This is a genomic window from Asticcacaulis sp., from assembly GCF_051954415.1.
GTDB lineage: Bacteria > Pseudomonadota > Alphaproteobacteria > Caulobacterales > Caulobacteraceae > Asticcacaulis.
Window position 1 is genome coordinate 63,661 of sequence record NZ_JBQCHT010000043.1, and the last position, 22,735, is coordinate 86,395.

16 protein-coding genes are annotated in these 22,735 nt (G+C 59.8%); 8 read left to right on the forward strand and 8 right to left on the reverse strand.

From position 1 onward, the window contains the following. The 6 genes from ACTHND_RS16310 to ACTHND_RS16335 form a co-directional block, all read right to left on the reverse strand. Positions 1-1,929, reverse strand: a complete 1,929-nt coding sequence (locus tag ACTHND_RS16310; RefSeq protein ID WP_440179027.1) for a sulfotransferase — start codon at positions 1,927-1,929, stop codon at positions 1-3. Continuing rightward, complete coding sequence (locus ACTHND_RS16315; RefSeq protein WP_440179028.1) at positions 1,926-2,558, reverse strand: aspartyl/asparaginyl beta-hydroxylase domain-containing protein; 633 nt, start codon at positions 2,556-2,558, stop codon at positions 1,926-1,928. Before ACTHND_RS16315 ends, ACTHND_RS16310 begins: the two co-directional genes overlap by 4 nt. Beyond that, positions 2,555-3,193, reverse strand: a complete 639-nt coding sequence (locus ACTHND_RS16320) for a sulfotransferase family 2 domain-containing protein (protein ID WP_440179029.1) — start codon at positions 3,191-3,193, stop codon at positions 2,555-2,557. The genes ACTHND_RS16315 and ACTHND_RS16320 overlap by 4 nt, the downstream gene beginning before the upstream one ends. A gap of 76 nt (positions 3,194-3,269) precedes the next feature. After that, on the reverse strand, positions 3,270-6,122 hold the full coding sequence (locus tag ACTHND_RS16325) for a TonB-dependent receptor (RefSeq protein ID WP_440179030.1): 2,853 nt from the start codon (positions 6,120-6,122) through the stop codon (positions 3,270-3,272). A 381-nt stretch (positions 6,123-6,503) separates the two neighbouring features. Continuing rightward, on the reverse strand, positions 6,504-7,283 hold the full coding sequence (locus ACTHND_RS16330) for a UTRA domain-containing protein (RefSeq protein ID WP_440179031.1): 780 nt from the start codon (positions 7,281-7,283) through the stop codon (positions 6,504-6,506). Between the two features lie 68 nt (positions 7,284-7,351). Next, positions 7,352-7,942, reverse strand: a complete 591-nt coding sequence (locus ACTHND_RS16335; RefSeq protein ID WP_440179032.1) for an HD domain-containing protein — start codon at positions 7,940-7,942, stop codon at positions 7,352-7,354. A 179-nt stretch (positions 7,943-8,121) separates the two neighbouring features. Between ACTHND_RS16335 and ACTHND_RS16340 the strand changes: the two genes are divergently transcribed. Genes ACTHND_RS16340 through ACTHND_RS16355 form a run of 4 tightly spaced genes read left to right on the forward strand, consistent with a single transcriptional unit; the run spans position 8,122 to position 13,521 of the window. Next, on the forward strand, positions 8,122-10,275 hold the full coding sequence (locus ACTHND_RS16340) for a phosphocholine-specific phospholipase C (RefSeq protein ID WP_440179033.1): 2,154 nt from the start codon (positions 8,122-8,124) through the stop codon (positions 10,273-10,275). After that, positions 10,275-11,366 (forward strand): TIGR03364 family FAD-dependent oxidoreductase, encoded by a 1,092-nt coding sequence (locus ACTHND_RS16345; RefSeq protein ID WP_440179034.1) that lies wholly within the window; start codon positions 10,275-10,277, stop codon positions 11,364-11,366. Before ACTHND_RS16340 ends, ACTHND_RS16345 begins: the two co-directional genes overlap by 1 nt. An 8-nt stretch (positions 11,367-11,374) precedes the next feature. Next, positions 11,375-12,208, forward strand: coding sequence for a phosphonoacetaldehyde hydrolase (gene phnX, locus ACTHND_RS16350; protein WP_440179035.1), 834 nt, complete (start codon positions 11,375-11,377; stop codon positions 12,206-12,208). Positions 12,209-12,216: 8 nt separating this feature from the next. Next, positions 12,217-13,521: a DUF5690 family protein gene (locus ACTHND_RS16355; protein WP_440179036.1), complete on the forward strand. Its 1,305-nt coding sequence runs from the start codon at positions 12,217-12,219 to the stop codon at positions 13,519-13,521. A gap of 219 nt (positions 13,522-13,740) precedes the next feature. On the opposite strand, the gene ACTHND_RS16360 is transcribed toward ACTHND_RS16355, so the two are convergent. Then, a complete protein-coding gene (locus tag ACTHND_RS16360; RefSeq protein ID WP_440179037.1) occupies positions 13,741-13,905 on the reverse strand; it encodes a hypothetical protein in 165 nt (54 codons plus the stop codon). Between the two features lie 373 nt (positions 13,906-14,278). Between ACTHND_RS16360 and ACTHND_RS16365 the strand changes: the two genes are divergently transcribed. After that, on the forward strand, positions 14,279-15,421 hold the full coding sequence (locus ACTHND_RS16365) for an aldose epimerase family protein (RefSeq protein WP_440179038.1): 1,143 nt from the start codon (positions 14,279-14,281) through the stop codon (positions 15,419-15,421). 20 nt (positions 15,422-15,441) lie between these two features. Continuing rightward, on the forward strand, positions 15,442-16,605 hold the full coding sequence (locus ACTHND_RS16370; RefSeq protein WP_440179039.1) for a 1,4-beta-xylanase: 1,164 nt from the start codon (positions 15,442-15,444) through the stop codon (positions 16,603-16,605). Positions 16,606-16,638: 33 nt separating this feature from the next. Here ACTHND_RS16370 and ACTHND_RS16375 read toward each other — a convergent pair whose 3' ends face one another. Further along, positions 16,639-18,144 (reverse strand): tryptophan halogenase family protein, encoded by a 1,506-nt coding sequence (locus ACTHND_RS16375; protein ID WP_440179040.1) that lies wholly within the window; start codon positions 18,142-18,144, stop codon positions 16,639-16,641. Between the two features lie 497 nt (positions 18,145-18,641). Here ACTHND_RS16375 and ACTHND_RS16380 point away from each other — a divergent pair, with 497 nt between their 5' ends. Both ACTHND_RS16380 and ACTHND_RS16385 read left to right on the forward strand, forming a co-directional pair. Beyond that, positions 18,642-21,425 carry a TonB-dependent receptor gene (locus ACTHND_RS16380; protein ID WP_440179041.1) on the forward strand — a complete coding sequence of 928 codons (2,784 nt, stop codon included), beginning with the start codon at positions 18,642-18,644 and terminating at the stop codon, positions 21,423-21,425. Positions 21,426-21,661: 236 nt separating this feature from the next. Next, positions 21,662-22,687: a glycoside hydrolase family 43 protein gene (locus tag ACTHND_RS16385; protein ID WP_440179042.1), complete on the forward strand. Its 1,026-nt coding sequence runs from the start codon at positions 21,662-21,664 to the stop codon at positions 22,685-22,687. The last annotated feature ends 48 nt before the right edge of the window (positions 22,688-22,735 follow it).

Genomic DNA, 22,735 nt, shown 5'->3' on the forward strand with positions numbered 1-22,735 from the left:
TCAGCGCCTGTAATCCGTCAGGGCGTCACCCAGCGCATTGCGCAGGTCATCGAGCCACGGCGCGAAGTTTTGCCATTGATCTAGTCCCTCGCGGTTGATCGGCCGGCGCACCTGCTCGGAACTGGGGGTGCGCACGCTGCGCCGTGTCTCGTGAAAGGCCAGGCAAGCCGGTTCGAAAGGCAGGCCGCAATGCCTAAGCATTCGCTGCACGCTGCCTTCGATATCACCAACCACATTCTCATAATGCACGCGCAACACCCGGCCCGGCAGCACCTCGTCCCAATGGCGCATCAGGTCAAGGTAGGCGCGGTAGTGGCGGCCCATATGGACAGGATCATACGAGAACTCCTGATTTATGGTTCCGAACAATTGCTTGAGGTTGCTGAAACCGCAGGCCATGGGTTCACGCCGGATATCGATGATGGTGGCGCGCGGCAGGATCAGATGAATCAGGCCGATGTGCCAGAAATTGTTAGGCATCTTGTCGATGAAGAACGGCTTGCCGAGCCGCCGGAAGGCGCGGGTCTCGGCGAGGAAACGCTCGCCCAGTGCGCGCGCCGCGTCTGGGGACAGGCGCCGCAGAGCCTCGATATCCAGCGGCAGGCCGCATTCCGGGTCCTGGCCGCACAGCTCGGCCGCATAGCGTCCGATCAGGGTCAGTTCCTGCGTGCCTTCGACTTGCGAATGGGAGGCCAGGATCTGTTCGATCAGGGTCGACCCCGAACGCGGCAGCCCGAGGACGAAGACGGGGGCCGGATCTGCCAGCCCCCAGCCCGCGCGTTGGGCGAAAAATTCAGCGGTGAAGACCGATTTAAACCGGGCGAGAGCGGCCTCCGCCACTTCCGGGCGATAGCGGGCGGTTTGACGACGCACCGCATTGCCTCGGGCGTAATATGCCCACGAGCCCTCAAATTCGGCCCGGTCCTCCAGCGCCTTGCCCAGGGCGAAGCAGAGATAGACACGATCCATGTCCTGAATATCCGAGGCGGATTCCACCGCCCTCATGCGCACGATGTCGTCGTCGCTGAAGCGCCAGGTCTTCAGATTGGCCAGCCCAAACCAGCCGGCGCCCTGATCGGGCATGGCCTCCAGCGCGGCGCGATAGTCAGAGATGGCCTCCGCCTGGTTGCCGGTGATCTTCAGCGCGGCCGCCCGCCACAGCCGCAAATCGGCGATTTCGGCGGCGGATAATCCCTCCCCGGCCAGCAGCCGTTCATAGATGGAGATCAAAGGTTCGTAGTCACCGAGGCCGATGCAGGCGGCGGCATATTGCTTGAGATAATCGCGGTTGTCCGGATCATAGGCGAGCAGGTGCTCGGCCTGTTGCCGCGCAGGCAGGTGCTTCTGCTGCTGCAACAGCACCATGGCGTAATCCAGCCGCGCCTCATGATAATCCGGTGCGTTGGCGAGCACCGCTTCCAGCAGGGCCTCGGCCTCTTCCGTCGCGCCGCTTTCCTGGCGGATTCGCGCCAGAAGACGCAGTGCACCGACATTGCCACCTTCCCGGCGCAGGTAATCACGGATGATCTGTTCCGCCGGGTCCAGGTCGCCATCAGCCAGCAGGCTGTTGGCCATCACCACTTCCCTGGGCAACTGCTTCAGGGTGGCAAGATGCTGTGCCGCCATGGACGCCAGGGCGGTATCGCCTGTGCGTCTACTGAGCTGTTCCAGCATATCCCAACTCGCCGGCAGGGTTGGATTGAGGCGTACCGCTGCGTGCAGCGAAGCCATGGCCGCGTGCGCATCGCCAAGCCCTATATGACAATGCGCACGTTCCTGGTAGAGGCGACTGAAGCGAGGATATGCCGCCTCCAGCCGCACCAGGACGGCCAGGGCCTCCGGAATACGCTGGCGTCTGCGCAAATCCCGGGCCTGCTGCAGCAAGGCGTCGCGGTCTTGTAAATCGGCGTCGATATCCGTAATGGTCATCGCGTCATTCCCGCCAAAGAACAGGACAGCAGGAAAGGTTCCAGCCAGTCCGGCTCCGGCTGGTCGGCGTCGTAATATTCGAAGATCAGGTGAATGCGGTCGCTAGCGCCGTCATTGCGCACCCAGTGCGGGCCGAGATTATCGACCTCCACCGCCTCGCCCGCCGGTAACCTGCGTTCGGCGCCGCCGAAAAAGGACACCACGCCGGGGTTTGTCGTCAGGGGAATGTGTATCTTGTGCGGCCACTTCGCCGCCGGACCGGCGTCGATATGCGGATGGATTATTCCACCAACCGGCATCCGGGCCAGCATTACCCGCGGAAATACGCCACGCGCATAGCCATAACCACTGACCGCCTGCGCAAGCACTGGCTCCAACAGGTTGCGCCACTGCGCCCAGGCCGGCCGGTCGTGTGATCCGCGCCAGTCACGGGTGTCATCGATAAAACGAAAGACGATATGACGCGTCGTATCCAGAACGTCGAACCGGTTCGGCTTGGCGGCATTTTCCACCTCCCAGACATCTTCCGGAATGGCCAGCACGGCCGCTTTCAGAGCGGAGATATCGACGGGACCGAGGGGACGGACGCCCGTGGTCTTGCGAGGATTGGCGGCAGGCCTGGTCGTCATCGCAGCCCCTCGAAGCTGTAGCCGAACAGTTCGATATCCCGGGCATAACGCGCGGCTACCCCGTCAATCAGGGCCTGGTCGTAATAGAGGCGATAATCATCGCGCTTTGTGCCGTTGACGCGGTCAAGCGGGCGCGAGGGAATACCGATCCGCGCGCAGATGGAATCGTACGAGCCCTGCATGTCCTCCACTCGACCGACCATATCCGTCAATAAGGTCCTGTCATCCCCAGCCACCAGTAGTGACGCCTGCGGCTGGAACAGGATGTGCTTTTCCGGAGGATCACGGAACAGAAAATGGTGCATGGCCTCGCGCGGCCATTTCCGGAAATCGTCACCACCGCGCAGCATGAAGGCGCAATACGAGACAAAGCGGTCGAAGGGATTGCGCACGAAGGCGAATTTGAAATAGCCGGTGAAGGCGTCTTCGCCAAGATAGGGCCGCACCTGCTGCAGGGACAGATGGCCATGCTGGATCGCCGCCAGCTCTTGCCATGGCAAGCGCTTGTTCACGAACAGCCCCACCTGCTCGACATCCTCGTCACCAAGCTGTTCACGCAGGGCCTGGCGCACGGCATGGGTGCCGGTCTTGGGCACGGCGGCGAAGATGAAACGGTGACGATGGGAAATGATCATGATTTGGTGAAATTTCGACAGACCAAGGCGCTCCCGCCTGAGAAAGGCAGGAGCGTCAGGCCGTCAGCTTGTGTTATCAGAATTTATAGCTCAGTCCGACCATGTAGGTCGTGCCGCTCTGGTTCTGATTGTAGAGGTACTCGTTCTGCCCCCAGAACTGCGTATCCTTCTGGTTGGTCAGATTAACCGCATCCAGGGTGAGTTGCAGGTTCGTGTTGACGTTCCAGAAGGCTGCGGCATCTATGTAGGTCGAGCCCTGGAAACCGCGCGTGTCGGCGCTCATCACGGAGGGGTTGCGTCCGCTGAACCACTTGCTGCGATGGCTCATGGATGCGCGCGCGCCCCAGGTCTTGGTTTCATAGTAGAGCGTGGCGTTATAGCTGGTCTGCGATATGCCGGTGATCTCAGGCGGTGTATCGACATAGGTGTAATTTGCCACCACGCCGAAGTTATCGAACGGTGCCGGCAGGAAGGATAGCTGGCTTTGCGCCGCCAGTTCCACACCGGTTATCTTCCTGGTGCCGGATACGTTGATCGGCATCGAGAATTCATCAATGAGGGTGTCGGCCGTTGCGCCCGGAACCGTGCCTGCCGGGATACCCGCCTGAGCGAAGGTGAGCGCATTGCCATCTTCGACCGTATAGTCAGCCGAACTGATGAAATTGGTGATGTCTTTCTGGAATACGCCCGCCGAGAGCAATCCCACCTTGCCGAAATAATATTCCACCGCCAGGTCGAGGGTGTTGTCCTTATAGGGCTTAAGGTTGGGGTTGCCGCGAGACGCGCTGATCTTACCGCTATCCTCATCCTTGAAAGCACTGCCCTTGGCGGCCATGGAACCCAGTCCCGGACGATTCAGGTTTTGCGTGGCAGAGAAGCGCAAAAGCACCTCCGGCGTCAGTTCCAGAACCGTATTCAGAGCCGGCAGGATACCGGAATAGCTGCCCTTCACGTCCGTCGTACCCAGATAAGCGTAACTGTCGCCCTGGATCCACCCGGTCGAGTGCGTCTTGGTTTCGTAGCTGCGCAGGCCGATATTACCACGGAAGCGCTTGCCCATAAGCTCGCTGTCCCAGTCCGCCTGCACGTAGCCGGAAACGGTTTCTTCCGAGGTTTCATAGACGTTCTCGATGTCCTGAATGACCCCGCCCGTACCATCGGGCTTCGCTTCCAGGCGATGGTATTCGTCATACTTTGCGAATGCCTTGTCGTAATCGCCGATCAGCCACGAACCAAATTCATTGGTGAATACCGAGGTGATGTCGGCAACGGAATCGCCGCGCATTTCCCCGGTAGTCCCGTTAACGCCACCGTCATAGAAATAGTCGGCGCCGCCTTGTGTGAACTTGTGGTAAGCCACGCCCCCTCGCAGGGTCCAGATGTCACTCAGCTTGTAACGCGCGTTCAGCACGCCTTCTTTCAACTCCGACTGATTGTGGAAGGCGCGGTAGTAGAAGTTATCCATCGCGTAATTGGCAGGGTCGGTCGCATCAAAGCCCGGATAAGAGAACGAGGCCGATTTGCCGTCGATCCCATAATCGGCAATCAGGTTACCCTTGGCGCGCATATACAGCTTGTCATCATAGGGCGTTTCGTAGGTCGACTTCTCGTAACCGATGTGACCGTCAATCAACAGGCGATCGGAAACGTCCCACTTCAGGGTCAGGGCTGCCTGATTGAAGCGGTTTTCGTTCAGTTCGCGGCGGTGTTCGCTGCCGAAGGTGACATTGCTGACATCGGTCATGGTGACATAACCGCTGTTATCGACCCTGAAATCGTTGAGCACCGAGCCATTCTGGAATTGCGCGGGCCAGGGCGCCCCCTTCGCGCCATCGAGTGTGGTAGAACCGAAGCCGTTCAGCGGTCGCGTGGCGAGGTGCAGTTCATCACGATGGGTCGTGACCTCGCCATGCAGCATGTCAAGCGTCAGCTCCATATTGTCGGTCGGCTTCCACTGGAAGGCCGCCGTCACGCCCAGACGCTCCAGTTTGGCGTCCCAGGAGGAAATGCGGTTGCCATCGGCGAAATACAGATCGCCCGCCAGGAAGCGGCTCTGCTGCGCGGCGCTCAGATGGGAGATATCCAGACCTTTGGCGATTAGATTGTAGGCATCGCCTTGAGGGTTGCCGTTCTCATCCAGCGTTGTCGCGCCCAGATGGCTGTAGTTATAGGTATTGTGGCCCTGCTCCGTGGTCTCGCGCTTGGTGTAGGCAACCGAGATCAGCGCACCGAACTTGTTGTCCCAGTTATAGCTGAACAGGCCAGCGACGCGCGGTTGCGCATCCTTGGTATATTGATTGGTGCCCAGTTTTGCCACAACTGCGGCTTTCGGGCCGGGACCATAATCGAAAGGCTTACCCGTGAACAGGCCGACCGTGCCGGCCATGCCGCCTTCGTTCTGGGACGCCTGGAAGGTCTTTTCCACCTCGACCTTAGAGAAGAGTTCCGAGGCGAAAATATTGAAATCGAACGCCCGGTCGCGGGTGCGCTGGCCGCGGCTGTCCTGGGCGGAGTCGACATTGCCCAACACTTCCATGCCATTAAGCTGCACGCGACTGAAATCAGGACCAAGGCCGCGCAGGGAGATGCGGCGGCCCTCGCCGGCTTCGCGGGTGATCTGTACGCCCGGCAGGCGCTGCAGGGATTCGGCCAGGTTCAGTTCCGGGAATTTCGCCATGTCTTCGGCGACAATCACGTCCTTCTGGATATCCGATTTTTTCTTTAGATCACGCGCCGCACCCAGTGATTTGCGAAAGCCTGTGACGACGACCTCCGTTGTGTCATCGGCTGACATGGTCGCAGATGCTGTGTCCTGAGCGGCGGCCAGGGCAGGCATAAGGGCGCTAAGGGCGCCCAGGGCGACGCTCATAAGAATGCGGTTGCGGAAGTTGACGGTCTGCCTGGCCGGCAGCGAGAGAGGGGAAGGCATGAAAGTCTCCGATCGTGTCAAACAGCCTGGAATGCGCCGCTTCGTTTCGCACTGGTGCGAGGAGACCCTCCTCGTCACGACACTGCCTGAATTGAAGCCATTCGGCAGGACGAAAGGCGCAGGAGCTCGCACCCTCCGACGTCCGCCGAAAGCTCATCAGGCAAGTTTTTCACCAAGCCATGATTGTTAATATGAAGCCATTACTGAATGTATTAAAATAAATCTGGAGTAAACCAGTTTCGTTAGACTAAAGAAATATTATTTAAACTTAGAAATATTTACATAAAATTGTCACATATTCGTGGTTCATTATCAAGTTACGGTCGATCATGCCGGCCCGGCCGGTGGTAAATCCATATATAAGACCGGGTGTATGCGCTGTCAGCGGCCGCGAATATCGACACAGACCTTCAGGGCGTCATGACGCCAGTGTTCGATATCGTATTCCACCACACGCCCGAGCGCATCATAACAAATGCGCCGAAGCCGCAGGCCCGGCAGGCCCGTCTTGATGCGCAGGGCGCTGGCCTCATCGCCGGTCAGGGCGCAGGGCTGCATCTCCACCCAGTTGCGCTCCAGGCTGATATTGTAATTGTCCCGCAGCAAGCTGGTCAAAGACTGATCGAGATTGTGCTCGATCACGCCGGGCGCCACCTCAGGCAGAACATAGATGCGTTCAAGCAGCACGGCCCGTCCATCAATATAGCGGCGACGGCGAATCTCATAAATCGGCGCATCGGGCGCAATCGACAGTATCTCGGCAACAGCCACCGGCGCGGCTATCTCATGGGCCGACAGGGTCTCCGTCAGGGGAACGCGCCCCTGGGCGCTGACATAGGACATAAAGCCTTCCAGGCGGGTCGGATCATAGACCACGGGCGGCGGCGCCACGTACCATCCCGAACGGTCCTTGCGGTAGATCAGGCCTTCGGCCTCAAGCTGGATCAGGGCCGCGCGCACAGTGCCGCGCGCCGCCCCCGTGCCGATCTGCAACTGACGCTCGGACGGCAGGCAGGCGCCCTGCGCAAGGGCGCCGCTTTCAATCCGAGCCGCAATGCTGTCGCGCACACCGAGATAATGCCGCAGGTTGCCGGCTTCCGATCCCGCTTCGGCCATGTCCATCCACCAGTCGGGCCGGGCAAGCGAGCGTTTGGTGGTCATGCGTACAAACTTTCAGGCAAGGTAGCGGACAGCGATCTAACGCCCATAGATCAGTTCGCGGGCTTTTGCTACCGCGATGCCGCCAGGCCTGCGATCATCGGCAGATAGGTGTCGAAGCCGGCCATCTCCAGGCCGACCACCTTGCCCAGCTCGTCATAGGCCCGCAGCTTCAGCGCATCCATATGATAGGGCTCGGCCAGGAAGGCCTCGACCTCTTCCGCGCTCATGACGCCCCCCTGCAGGGTGAAGCTTTGCAGCGACGCCCCGCTTAAGGATTCGAGATAGGCCGGATTGGTGGTGGCCAGGTAGCGCTTGGCGCGGACATGCAGGGCGATCGGCTCGGTAACGCCCTTCGGCAGATGACGGGCCAGGAAGCCGGAACCAATGCGCTCATGCCTTGTATCTATGCCGCGATCCGCCGCGTCCTCGCCGAACTTGTGCAGCAGATGACCAATATCATGCAGCAGGGCAGCGACGATCAATTCATCGCTGGCGCCCTCAGCGCGGGCATGATGGGCGCACTGTTCGGCGTGCTCGCGCTGGCTGATGTCCTCGCCATAATGGTCATTCCCCCGGCTGGCATAGGTCTCCTGCACATGATCGATAAAATCCTGGGCATTATCAGCAGGCAGGGACACGCGATCGGCGGGCAGGGTCATCAAGGTCTCGATTCATAAGAACAACTATCTGGTCTATACCAATGTGCACGCCCTGCCACAAATGAATTTCGCCCCAGTCATGTGAAACTTACGCGACAAAATTGTCATGAAAAATTCAAGCACCGCGAAAATTGTCTGGTCTATACCAGCAATCAACAGATTTCCGCAGGGCCTGCTTCATGACCACACCTTCCGCCAACCGCCGCCAGCTTTTGCAAATGGCCGCCGCAGGCTTAGGCACCGCCGCCTTTGCTTCCCTGCAAAAAGCGATGGCGACTCCGGCGAACAACAGGACCGGCACAATCATGGATGTCGAGCATGTGGTCATCTTCATGCAGGAAAACCGCGCCTTCGATCATTATTTCGGCACCTTCCCCGGCGTGCGCGGCCAGGGCGACCCCCGCCCGCTTCGCCTGCGCAATGGCCACAGCGTCTGGCGTCAACCCAGCGACCAGCATCCGGACGGCTATGTCATGCCCTACTGGGCCGACTCGAAGACCGCCAATGCCTATGTCGTCGATGGCGCCGACCAGGGCCACGATGCTGCGACGATTATCGTCAATGGCGGCCACTACGACCAGTGGGGCGTTTCCAAGCAACTGCATAACCGCATGACGCACTATACGGCTTCTGACCTGCCGTTTTACCATGCGCTGGCCGCCAACTTCACGATCTGCGACGCCTACCATTGCTCGACCCTGACCCAGACCTATCCGAATCGCCTGCACCTGTGGACCGGGTGCAATGGCGCCGGTAAGGTGGGGTGCGAGCCGGTGCTGTCCAACTACGGCGAGGATGAAACCCCTTCCGCCGACATGGCCGAGGACCGGCCGATCGACGCCTATACCTGGACCACCTATGCCGAGCGGCTGGAAAAAGCCGGCATCGAATGGAAGGTCTATCAGGAATACGACAATTTCGGCGACAATATCCTGTCGGTCTTCAAGCCCTTCCGTCCGTGCGACAAGAATTCTAACCTCTATAAGCGCGGCCGCTCGTGGGTTTCCGAGCACAAGACCGGCACCGATCGCACGCGTTCCGACGGCCAGCAACTGGTCGAGGCCTTCCGCGCCGATATCGCCGCAGGCAGGCTGCCCCAGGTGTCATGGATCGTCACCGCTGCGGCGCTTTCCGAACATCCAAGCTGGACACCCGCCGATGGCGAAAATGTCTGCGCCAAGCTGATCGAGGCCCTGACCGACCATCCGGAAGTCTTCGCCAAGACCGTCTTCATTATCAATTATGACGAGGCCGGGGGCCTCTACGATCACATGCTGCCGCCCTCACCGCCCGCCGACGACACACAAGGCTGGAGCGGTGTCAGCGTGGCCGGTGAATTCAAGGACTATGGCGACGAGCCGGGCAACCCCAATAAAGGCTTGCAGCCGCTTGGCCTCGGCATCCGCGTCCCGGCCATGGTTGTCTCGCCGTGGAGCCGCGGCGGCTATGTCTGCTCCGAGGTTTTCGACCACGTTTCGACCCTCAAGTTCCTCGAAAAGCGTTTCGGCGTCATGGAGCCGAACATCAGCGACTGGCGCCGCGCCATCAGCGGCGACCTGACATCGGCTTTTGATTTCAAGACCCCGAACGCCGACCTGTCGCAGTTGAACCTGCCTTCGACCGACGATTACAAGGCCCGCCTGGCCCATGCCGCCATGCAGCCCTCGCTGAAGATCCCCGATGTGCAGACCGCCGGTGGCCAGCCGGCCGAACAACGCCCGGCGCGGCCCCTGCCCTATGCCCTGGGCGCCAATATCCGCCAGTCCGGCAAGGAGGTGCTGGTCGATCTCGGCAACACCGGCACCAAGGCGGCGGTCTTCACCATCCACGACTACGCGCCCTATAACGTCACCGGGCCGTGGCGCTATACGCTTGATGCCGGCCAGTCCTATCAGGCCGGCCAGTGGAATCATCGCGGCCGCGAAGTCTATGACCTGGCCGTGCACGGTCCGAACGGCTTCTACCGCCACTTCAAAGGTCGCCAGCGCAACGACGACAAGCTTGTGCCCGATCCGGTCATGGTCGTGGTCAGTGAAAACGCCCAAAGCGGTATAAAGACCGGCGAACTGAGCCTCGCCCTGCAGAATACCAGTGGCGCCCCGGTCGAGATCAGTCTGGTCAATGATCCGCGCTACAGCCAGGCCGACCGTACCCTGACCCTGCCGGCCAATGGCGTGCAGACTATTCGGCTCGATCTCGCCGCATCCGATCACTGGTACGACCTGACCCTGAAGATCAGCGGCAATGACCAGTGGCTTCGCCGCTATGCCGGCCACATCGAAACCGGCCGCGCCAGCCGCACCGATCCCGGCATCGGCGCGATGGTCGTCTGATGACGCCTACCTATGATGTCGCTATCGTCGGGGGCGGAATCATCGGCCTCGCCCACGCCTGGACGGCGGTAAAAGCCGGCCTGAAAGTGGCCTTGTTCGAGCGCCACGCCCGCGCCACCGGCGCTTCTATCCGCAATTTCGGCTTCATCACCGTCACCGGCCAGCAGCGCGGCGATTTTCACGCCCTGGCCATGCGAACGCGCAATATCTGGCTGGAAGCCGCCGAACAGGCCGGTATCGCCATCGAGCAGCGTGGCCTTTATATCAGCGCCCGCTATGCTGAGTCTGAAGACGTGCTGCGCGCTTTTCTCGACACCGAAATGGGCGCGGGATGCCGCCTGCTGACATCGGCGGAAACTCCCTTTCTGGCGAAGGGCCAGCGCGCAGTCCTGCATTCACCGCATGATATCCGCGTTGAATCGCGCACCGCCATCCCGAAGCTCACCGCCTGGCTCAGTGAGCGCGCCGACCTGTTTTACGGCGTGACCGTCACCGGCGTGGACAGCGGCCGGCTGGCGACCTCTATGGGCGAAATGCGCGCCGAACGGATCATCGTCTGTCCCGGTGACGACCTGACCGGCCTGTTCACCGATCGTATCAAGGCGCGCAATGTCTCGCGCAGCCAGTTGCAGATGATGCGCCTGGTCAGTCCCGGCTTCCGTCTGCCGGGCGCCGTGATGTCTGATCTCAGCCTGATCCGTTATCTCGGCTATGCCGACCTGCCGGAAGCTGTCGCGCTGAAAGCGCGCCTTGAGGCCGAACACGCGGCGCAACTGGCCAATGGTGTCCATTTGATCGTGGTGCAGAGCGCCGACGGTTCGCTCGTCGTCGGTGACAGTCATCATTACCACGACGCGCCGGAGCCTTTCACCTCCGAGGCTGTGGACCAGCTTATTCTCGATGAATACCGCGCCGTGCTCGGCTCACCCCCGCCCGTCATCGAACGCTGGAGCGGCACCTACGCCACCTCGACCGACCAGTTATTCCTGATCGACCAGCCCCTGCCCGATGTTCGTCTCGTCGTTGCCACCTGCGGCGCCGGCGCCTCCACTGCCTTCGGCATCGCCGAACGCACTTTCCAAAGCTTTTGAGGTCTCACATGACATCTCCCATTAAAGCCTTCATCTTCGACTGGGCCGGCACCATGGTCGATTTCGGCAGCCTCGCCCCCGTCCGCGCCCTGCAATCGGTCTTCGCGCTCGAAGGCATCGACCTCAGCACCGCCGAGGCCCGCGCCGACATGGGCATGGCCAAGCGCGCCCATATCACCGCCATCCTCAGCCGCGAGCCGATGCGCAAGCAATGGCGCCAACTAAAGGGCCATGACGCCGGTCCGGCCGATATCGATCACCTGTTTGATGCCATTGGCCCGCTGATGGAACGCGCCGCCACCGAATGCGCCGTGCTGATCCCCGGCGCGGCCGATCTGGTGAAGGACTTGCGCGCAAAAGGCATACGCATCGGTTCCGGCACTGGCTACAGCCGCGAAATGATGGCCGGTATCCTGCCGGCTGCGGCTGCGCAGGGCTATGCGCCCGATCTCGTGGTCTGCGCCGGAGAGACCGCGCAAGGCCGCCCCTCACCGCTGATGACCTGGAAAGCCATGGTCGACCTCGGCGTCTGGCCCGCCCGCGCCTGTGTCAAGGTCGATGACGCCACGGTCGGCATCCAGGAGGGCCGTGAAGCCGGGGTCTGGACCATTGGCCTAGCGGCCAGCGGCAACGGCACCGGACTCGATCTCGCCGAATTCACCGCCCTGTCATCAGAGGATCGCAAAACCTTTGTATCAGCGTCAGCGGAAGGCCTGCGCAACGCCGGCGCGGATTTCGTAGTGAACAGCGTCGCCGACATCGCCGGCCTGCTGCCCGAACTCGAAGCCCGCATCACCGCCGGCGTCTATCCCGGCGTACTGCCGACCGAAATCCGTATCTGAGGCCCGCCATGAGCACTATCGACGCCCCCATGCCCACTGCCAGACTGTCCGGCTTCACTGCCTGGCTGGCCAAAGCCCCGCCCGTCGTCTTCGCCCTCTATGGCGGCCTGATGGCGTTCGGCGCCTATTTCGCCATGTATGCCTATCGCAAGCCCTTTGCGGTGGCCAGTTTCACCGATGTGGCCGGCTTCATCGTCGACTACAAGATCGCGCTCGTCATCTCGCAGGTCTTCGGCTACGCGCTTTCCAAGATGATCGGCGTCAAGGTGATCTCCGAACTGCCGGGACGATATCGCGCCGTCGCCATCCTGCTTTTGATCGGTTTTGCCGAAGCCACCCTGGTGGCCTTCGCCACTGTGCCCGCGCCCTGGAATATCGCCTGCCTGTTCTTTAACGGCCTGTCATTGGGCCTGATCTGGGGGCTGGTGTTCGGCTTCCTCGAAGGCCGCCGCGTCTCGGAAGTCCTCGGCTCCATCCTGTGCGCCAGCTTCATTGTCTCCTCCGGTGTGGTCAAGTCGGTCGGCAAGTGGGTGATGCTGGCGCATTATGCCAACGAATTCTGGATGCCGGCGGTCACCGGGCTCATTTTTGCGCCACTACTGCTGATCTGCGTACTCGGCCTGTCGCAACTACCGCCGCCTTCGCCGGAAGACGAGGCTGCCCGCGTGGTGCGCGCACCGATGAACAAGGCCGCCCGTAAAGCCACCTTTTCGGCCTATGCCCCCGGCCTAGTTGCCCTGGTCGTCATCTATATTGGCCTGACCGCCCTGCGCGATTTCCGCGACAATTTCGCCGCCGAAATCTGGACGGACCTCGGGTTCAAGGACAATGCCGAGATCTTCACGGCCTCCGAACTGCCGATAGGCATTGTGGTGCTGGCCGCCATGTGCCTGCTGGCCCTGTTCAGGAACAACCGGCTGGCCTTTATGGCCAATCTCGCCATGGTCGGCGTCGGGCTGGTGCTGTCCGCCGCCTCCACCTTCGCCTTTCAGGCGCACATGCTGGGTCCAGTGTGGTGGATGATCCTGCTCGGCGGCGGGCTTTATCTGGCCTATACGCCGTTCAATGCCCTGCTGTTCGATCGCTTCATCGCCGCCAGCGGGCTGGTGGGCACGGCCGGGTTCCTGATCTATGTCGCCGACGCCAGCGGCTATCTCGGATCGGTCGCGCTGCTTTTGTTCAAGAACTTCAGCGGCATGACCCTGCCGTGGGCGCAGTTCCTGATGGCCTCGGCCTATGGCACAGCGGCCGTGGGGCTTGTGCTTCTGGGCTGCAGCGTCGCCTATTTCACTCGACGTTTACATGCCAAATGAAACCGAGAAATACCAAGATCGGTAAAGTCAATGCTCCCGCAGGACGAAGTTGATCGTCCCCGCCCCGACAAGTGCGCGGCGTCCAGGTAAAAGCACTCTGCGAACACGACGTTTTAACGGGTAAAGCAAACGGGGGAGGCATAGGAGGTGGGTCAATGGCTCGGCCGATCAAGTTTGCAAATGGAAGATTTCCACCGTCGCTTGGCCCTTGACCGTGGCTTAGCAAGGCAGCCCAACATAGTTTTCAGTGATCGATTTCTGAGCTGCGGCGCTGGTACGGATATAGCGGAGGTCGGCCTTTTGCATCTTGCGGTCGAAATCCGTCATATTGGGAAAGCGGTGCGTCAACTGCGTCATCGACCAGGAAAACCGCTCGGCTTTCATATGCGGCTGAGCGCGCAATCGGTATATGGTTTGAGGCCTAAGCGGAAGCGCCATCTTTTTATTTCGGACTGAGTCAGTGAGATTCCGAAGATCGATCTGATCCTCACGAGGTGGCATCAGGAGCAAGATGTCTGGAGCCCCTACATCAACTTCATTTCGTAATGACGCTAACCTTATTTGTCATCCCGATAATCGGCATGCCTGTCGGGGCTTTATAAATATTGTGCAGCGAGCCTCATTTCGCGCCCGATCTTTCCACTGAAAATTTTGACAGCTCGGGATTTGCCACAGAGCAAAAACAAATCCCCTTTTAATTATAAGATAAATAGGATAACTATCGAAAGGCGTAATTGTAAGATAATAAGAGGAACACATGACAGGGCGAAACTGGGTTATGGCCAGCGCGATGGCGCTGGTGGCCGGTGCATTTGCGACAGGTGGGCACTGCGCCGAAGCCAAGCGTGCCGAATTCGGCAAGCTTAAGGACGGCAAGGTCGTTGAGGCCATTACCCTCAGCAATCACAAGGGCACCTCGGCCACCATCATTACCTACGGCGCCAGCCTTCAGGCCCTGGTGACCCCGGACCGCAGCGGCAAGCCCGCCGATATCGCGCTCGGCTATGCCGACCTCGATCACTATATCTCCAATCCCCAATATTTTGGCGCCACGGTCGGGCGATTCGCCAATCGCATCGCCAGGGGGAAGTACAAGGTCGATGGCAAGGCCTACCAGGCGCCGGTCAATAATGGCGTCAATTCCCTGCACGGTGGCACCAAGGGCTTCGACAAGGTCAACTGGACCGTGATGAAGGTGGCGGATGGCGACAACGCCTCAGTCGAGCTGGAATATGTCAGCCCCGACGGCGATATGGGCTATCCCGGCCAGATGACGGTTCACGCCGCCTATTCACTAAATGAAAACAATGAGTTGACGATAAAATATACGGCGACCACAACCAAGACGACCATCGTCAATATCACCAACCACGCCTACTGGAACCTCAACGGCGAAGGCTCGGTCCATAGCGTCAATGACTCGAAATTGACCTTACTGGCCGACAGCTACCTGCCAACCGATTCCGGCGCCATCCCGACCGGCGAAGTGCGTAAAGTCGAGGGTACGGCCTTCGATTTCCGCACCCCAACGGCCATCGGCGCGCGGGTCCGTGACGCTTCCGATCAACAACTGGTCTACGGCCGCGGCTATGACCACAACTGGGTGGCCAGCCGCGAAAAAACAAACGCGCCGCGCCTGATGGCCGTGGTCCAGGACGACGCTTCGGGGCGCAAGCTCGCACTGCTGTCCGACCAACCGGGCATCCAGTTCTATTCCGGGAACTTCCTTGACGGCACCTCGTCTGGCAAGTCGGGCGGTATCTACCGCGAGGGCGATGCCTTTGTGCTGGAGCCACAGATCTTCCCCGACACGCCCAACCAGCCGGCCTTCGGTTCGGCCCTGCTGCATCCGGGCGAAACCTATTCCAATACGCTGATCTACCGCTTCAGCACGCAATAAGATCTGGAGAGAATTTCCGAATGAAAATGACATCTGTAATGAAGGCATTTGTAGTGGCGAGTACCCTGACCTTATCGACCCAGGGGCTTTATGCCACCGCTCATGCCGAAACGTCCCGCTGGTCAGCAGTAGCGGCGAACCAGTGGTACGCGAAGCAGCGCTGGCTGGTCGGTTCCAACTTCCTGCCGACCGACGCCATCAACCAGTTCGAGATGTGGCAGGCTGATACCTTCAATCCGGCCGAGATCGACAAGGAATTCGGTTACGCCGAAGGCATCGGCATGAACACCATGCGCATCTTCCTGCAGGACCAGCTATGGGCGCAAGACCCGGAAGGGTTCAAGAGCCGCATCAATATCGTGCTGGATATCGCGGCCAAGCATCATATCAAGCCGATGCTAGTTCTGTTCGATTCCTGCTGGGATCCGAACCCGAAACTGGGGCCGCAGCATCCGCCGATCCCCGGCGTGCATAATTCCGGTTGGGTGCAGTCGCCAGGTACGGCGGGCCTGATGGATGAGGCCGGCTGGGGCAAGTACGAAGCTTACGTCAAAGGTATTGTCGGCGCTTTCGCCAGGGATGATCGTATCCTGGCCTGGGATGTGTGGAACGAGCCCGATAATCAGGGCGGCGGCAATTACCAGCAACTCGACGAACAGACCAAGACCGCGCAGGTAGCCAGGCTGCTGCCGCAGGTCTTTGCCTGGGCGCGTACGCAAGACCCGATCCAGCCCCTGACCTCCGGTGTCTGGCATAATGACGACTGGTCGCCGAACGGCAAGCTGAATGCGGTTGAGCGCGTGCAGATCGATCAGTCGGACGTCATCAGCTTCCACAGCTATGACTGGCCCGAACGTCTGGAAGAGCGCATCAAATCGCTGCAACCCTATGGGCGCCCGCTGATCATGACCGAATACATGGCGCGCGGTAACGGTTCGACCTTCGATACGGCCCTGCCGATGGCGCGCAAGTATAATGTGGGGGCCATCAACTGGGGCTTTGTGCTGGGCAAGAGCCAGACCAACATGCCGTGGGATTCATGGGAAAAACCCTACACGAAAAGCCCTCCGACCCTTTGGTTCCACGATATCTTCTATCCCGATGGCAAGCCTTACCGGCCGGCCGAAACGGCGCAGATCAGGGCGATGACGGCCGAAGCGGAAAAAACGTTCAGGAAGAAATAAAGGAAAAGCCGGGAGACATCTCCCGGCTTTTTTTTATACTGGCTGAGCCATCATGCCTGCAGTCCTGATATAGTCCCTGTGGGAGGGCAATCCTTCAGCAGCATTTTCGATTAAGCTACGGAAGCGGGTAAGCCAGGCCATGCCGTCCGTCTCCCGGTAGGCGGCCAGCGGATCGTTTCGTTCGGGAAAATGGAGTTGCCCAATATGCACGGCCAGCCAGGAGTGCATACCGAACAGGTCGAGTTCCTTGCTGGGAATCTTTCCGTATCGCCGGAAAAGATCGATGGAATTCTTAAGGGAGTCCGGAATATCCATATGGGCGCAGTAGCGCCACAGCGGGGAATCATCGCGCTCGGTCAGCTTGTAATGCAGGATGATGAAATCGCGGATGCGCTCGAATTCTGTCAGGGTCAGGCGGTTGAATTCATCCCGCAAGACAGGATCGAAGTCACGGTCAGGAAACAGGGTCAGGAGCTTGGCGATACTCGACTGGATCAGGTAGAGGCTCGTCGATTCCAGCGGCTCCATGAACCCGCTCGCCAGACCGATCGCGATGACGTTCCTGTTCCAGAACTGGCGACGGCGCCCAGTCGTAAAGGCGAGCGGGCGTGGCGTCGCCAGCGGCTCGCCATCGAGATTATCGAGCAGGAGGCGGGCGGCTTCTTCATCGCTGATGAATTGCGACGCATAGACATGGCCATTGCCGGTGCGGTGCTGCAGAGGAATGCGCCACTGCCAGCCAGCATGGTGCGCCGTCGAGCGAGTATAGGGCGTGAACTCAGCGGAAGACGCACAGGGCACGGCCAGAGCGCGATCGCAAGGCAGCCAGTGAGACCAGTTTTCATATCCCGTTTTCAGGGCGCCTTCGATGAGCAGGCCACGGAACCCGGAGCAATCGATAAACAGGTCGCCCGCAACGACCCGGCCATCCGTCAGCGTGACTGATCTGACGTGGCCGGACTCTGGATCGAGCGTGACATCGACAATCCTGCCTTCCTGCCGGCTGACATTCTTGCCCTCCGCATAGGCGCGCAGCATGGCGGCATAGAGGCCGGCATCGAAATGGTAGGCATATTCATAGGTCGACAGCACATGGCGCGGATCGTGCGAAGGCGGTGCAAACCGATTCCGCTTCGCCGCCGACCAGGCCATGCAGTAGTCATCGAGCGAGGTAACCTGGCCGCCTTCATACGCTTTCAGCCAGTAGTGGTGCAGGTTAACCAGGTCAAACGGCCGCCCGAAGGTGCCGAACGGATGGAAATAGGAATGCCCCTGCCTGCCCCAATTGACGAACTGGATGCCCAGCTTGAACGAGGCTTGGGTGGCCCGCACAAAATCGGCTTCATTGATACCGAGCGTCTGGTTGAAACGAAGAATCGGCGGGATCGTCGCCTCTCCCACTCCGACCGTGCCGATATCTTCCGACTCAATCAGAGTGATGGCACAGCCGTGCTGCAAGGCCTTGACAAGGGCAGAGGCGGTCATCCAGCCGGCCGATCCGCCACCCACAATGACAATATTCCGAATCTGGCGGTCCATTTTTCCTCCGGCAAGCGCTTATGTCTGCGCCGTCGGGGAAGGTCTGCCCTGCGTCCGGCAAGTTGTTGGTTCGTTGCGCATATGCCGGCGTAACACCGGAATAGGGCAATGACAATAAATTTGTACGATAATAACGACAAATGAATTAGTCCGAAGCACGACCAGGGAAACCAAGGGTAAAATGTGCGCAACGGGCGTTTGGGATCACCACACTAAACCAGACACGCTACCTAATGAAAATAAAAAGTATTATAATTGTTAAGGGCTTGCGCTAAACCCATCTCAATCCCGGCGCCCTTTTCCGCTCGAGCGGTCCTTTCGGACCCTACATGACTGAAATAACTGAGCAATTTAAATTGTAGCATAATTGCATCATTTCGCCCGCGCCTTTCGCTGAACGAAAGAAATCAATTGCATTAATAATCATATAAATCATATACCAAGTCCAACGCGCTTGGCCTCGAAGCGTCAATCTGAACTAAAAGCAGGAACAGGGAATGAAACTCAAAGCTTATATCCTCGCCACAGCCTCGACCATGTCTATCCTGGCATGGGGCGGTGTCGCCATGGCGCAAGACAGCCAGCCGGCCGCCACCACTCAGACCTCGGAAGCGACCGGCGACACCAATGACGCCGGCACCACGGTCGTCGTAACCGGCATGCGTCGCAGCGCCGCCTCGTCGCGCGCTCTCAAGCGAAATTCCGATCAGATCGTCGACGCCGTTGTGTCGGCCGAAATCGGCAAGCTGCCGGATACCACCGTGTCGGACTCGCTCGCCCGCGTGACCGGCATCACCGTCGGCCGTAATGGCGGCGAAGCCGACAGCGTCCTGGTGCGCGGGCTTCCAAACATCGCCACCAGCTACAATGGCCGCGATATCTTTACCGCCGAAGGCCGTTTCGTCGCCTCGCAGGATTTCGCCGCCGGTAACGTCGCCGCCCTGGAAGTCTACAAGTCAACGACCGCCGACCAGGTTGAAGGCGGCATAGCTGGCCTGATCAACGTCCGCGGCCGCCGCCCGTTCGATTTCAGCGGCCACGAAATCTCCGGCATGGTCAACTATCTGTATGCCAACCAATCCAAGAAGTATTCGCCCAACGGCAACTTTCTGATCAGCGATCGCTGGATGACCGGCATGGGTGAAGTCGGCGCGCTGCTGAACGTCTCCTACAACCGCTTCCAGTATCTCGACTCGACCCGTACCCTGGGCGGATTCATCAGTGCCAATGTCGACGGTCACCGCTTTGGTGACGACCCCGGCATCAACTACTCCCAGCATGACCGCGAACGTCCGTCGGCCAACGCCGCCCTGCAATGGCGCCCGAGCCAGGAGTTGGATCTGTACGCCGACTTCCTCTACCAGGGCTATAATTCCAAGACCTCCGACCGTAATCTGGAAGTGCCGCTGTGGGGTGGTTCGAACTACAGCGATGTCGAGCTGAGTGACGACGGCAAGCAGGTCGAAAGCATGACCGTCACCAACCCGTTCCGTATGCAGGGTTGGCAGGCGGCAACCACCGACCACACCGACACCTGGCAGATGGCCGTGGGCGGCAAATGGAACTCCGGTGACTGGACTCTGAGCGCCGACCTGGCCTCGACCCAGTCGAAATACGTCCTGTCGGTCTACAGCTGGGACTTTGCGGCCGTCCAGAGCGTCAACGGCCAGGCGGTTGTCCAGCCGACTGTCCATATCGACTATAATGACGATGGCGGCACAAACGTCACGCTTGATAATTTCAACATGACCGATCCCAACAACTGGATCTTCCGCGGCTTCTACGATCGCCAGCTGGCGGCGCGCGGCCGTGATATCCAGTTCCGTACCGATGCTGAATACCGCACCCAACTGTCGTGGCTGCCGAAAGTACGCTTCGGTGTCCGCGCCGTGGAAAGAAAGGCCGGCTTCGACAACGGCGATCGCTACCAGAACGTCGAAGGGATGAACATCACCTTCCCCAATACCGGCCTCGACATCATCACGAGCCAGCCGGGTTTTGTGGGTGATGATTATCCGACGATACGCAGTTGGGCGACGCCGACCTACGCCTCCATTCGTGACAATGTCTCTGCCCTGCGTACCCTGGTCGGTTTCCCACAGGGCGTTCCGCCGTACAATCCGGCCGCGCACTTCACGGCCGACGAAAAGTCCCTGGCTGGGTATCTGGAAGGCAACTACGCCTTCAATCTGGGCAATGTGCCCGTCGATGGCGTCGTGGGCGTGCGCGTCGTCAACAGCAAGGAAAGCGTGACCAGCACGGAACGCACCTCGGACAGCGACTATACGGACACCCTGCCGTCCGCCAGCATGCGCCTGCACCTGACGGATAAGACGCAAATCCGTCTGGCGGCCAACAAGACCCGGACGCGTCCGAACTTCTCTGATCTCAATCCGAACTATGTCGTGAACTCAAGCTATGTCATTCAGTATGACAGCACCAGCCAGCAGTTTTTCCGTGATGGCGGCGGCTCGGGCAATATCGACCTGAAGCCGTACACCTCCGACAACTTCGATGTGACCTACGAGCATTATTTTGGCACGACCGGCATGTTCGCGGCGGACCTGTTCAACCGCGAGGTTGATGGCTTCATCAACTATACGACCAAGTGGATCACGGACACGACCTTCACCAATAATCCGGCGCAGGACCCGAACCGTCCCGATCCGGTTCCCAACACGGACCCGGCGATCTACTATCCGACCGACACGCAGAACGTCCGCCTGACCGTGCCGTACAATGCCGCCCATGTTGGCTTCAAGGGCGCGGAAGTACAGTTCAGCACCTTCTTCGACTTTGACTTCCTGCCGACCTGGGCCAGTAATTTCGGCATCCAGGCCAACGCGACCTATATGGACAGCCATGTAAAGAACACGCCGGAAGCCATTGCCAACGGCAGTGCCAAGCAGGACCAGAACCAGGCGGGTGTTTCGCGCCTGACCGGCAACCTGACCGGCATGTATGAAAACGGCGCCTGGTCGGCCCGCCTGACCTATAATGCCCGCAGCCGCTGGCTCAGCTACTGCGACACCAGCGCCAACTGGGGTGGCAATGAGGGCTGCGTCTATGTGAAGGGCACCCAGCGCGTCGACTTCTCCGGCAGTTACAAGGTTTCGGATAATGTCTCGCTGAGCGTCGACCTCAATAACCTGTTCGCCAAGCCGATGCAGACCTATCGCGTCGCGACCAATGCGGTTGGCGGCATCCAGGGCGGCCAGTACACCCTCGGTGTCCGCACCGAAGAAACCGTCTACTCGGTCGGTGTCCACTTCCACTACTAGATTGCGCGCGGCGCCTGCGGCTATTTCCCGGCCGCGGGCGTCCGGCTTCTCGCTCCAGCTTGTTCCCTAAATTCGCTGGCACTCAAGCCTCCTGGCCTCGTTCACCCCGAGGCGGGGAGGCTTTTTTTTCTGTTTTTCCGCCGGCAATATTCTTGCACAAAATTACGAAAATTCTGTTGTCTATCAATGATATCTTGTTTATGGTCGGATAAATAATATAATTAAGGGCATGGAAAATGATTTGCAGGATTTCCATCTGTCTGCCGGCGCTGGCTACCGCCCTCATGGTAATGGCGCCGCTGGGGGCCAAGGCCGAAGCCCCATCCGCCAATACCTATACCAATCCACTCCTGCCTTCGGGGCCCGACCCCTGGGTGACGCGCGATGGCGGCACCTATTATTACATGCACACCCTGGGCAACAAAATCACCATCTGGAAGACCAACGACCTTACGCGGCTTGAGAAGGCCAAGCGAAAGAGCTGGATCCCGCCGCGCGACGCCGCCAATTCCATCTCCATCTGGGCGCCGGAACTGCACAAGATCGACGGCAAATGGTATCTCTACTACACCGCCACCGAAGCCGGTCATGACGACGATGCGCACCGTGGCGTGTTCGTGCTGGAAAATGCGAATGCCGATCCCACGGATGGCAACTGGATCGACAAGGGCCAGGTCAATACCGCCCTGCACGGTATTGACGGCACCACCTTCGAATATGGCGGCAAGCGCTATTTCATCTATTCGGCCTATGCCGGCAAGGACAGCGTGCTGAGTATCTCGCTCATGTCTAATCCGTGGACGCTGACGGGGGGCGAGACCATCATCGCCATCCCCGACCAGCTGTGGGAGCGCCAAGGCGGCCGCCAGATCGTCGAAGGTCCGGAATTCCTGCCGGGACCGGATGGTCAGCTGTTCATCACCTATTCCGCCAGCGCCTGCTGGTCGGATGACTATGCGCTGGGCCTTCTGAGTGCGCCCAAGGGTAGCGACCCAACCGACCCGAAAGCCTGGACGAAATCACCGCAGCCGGTCCTGTCCAAATCGGTTGCCAATGGCGTCTATGCCACGGGCCACAACGGCTTCTTCACCTCGCCCGACGGCAAGACCAATTGGATCATCTACCACGCCAATTCCGGCCCCGGCATGGGCTGTTCGCCGAAGCGCGCCCCACATATCCAGCCATTCACCTGGGACGCCGACGGACACCCGGTATTCGGCGAGCCAGTGAAAGAAGGCGTTCCGCTGGAAGCCCCTAGATAGGAAACGCAAACTTGCGCTGCCTTTCCCACCTTTTTGGGATAGGCTATG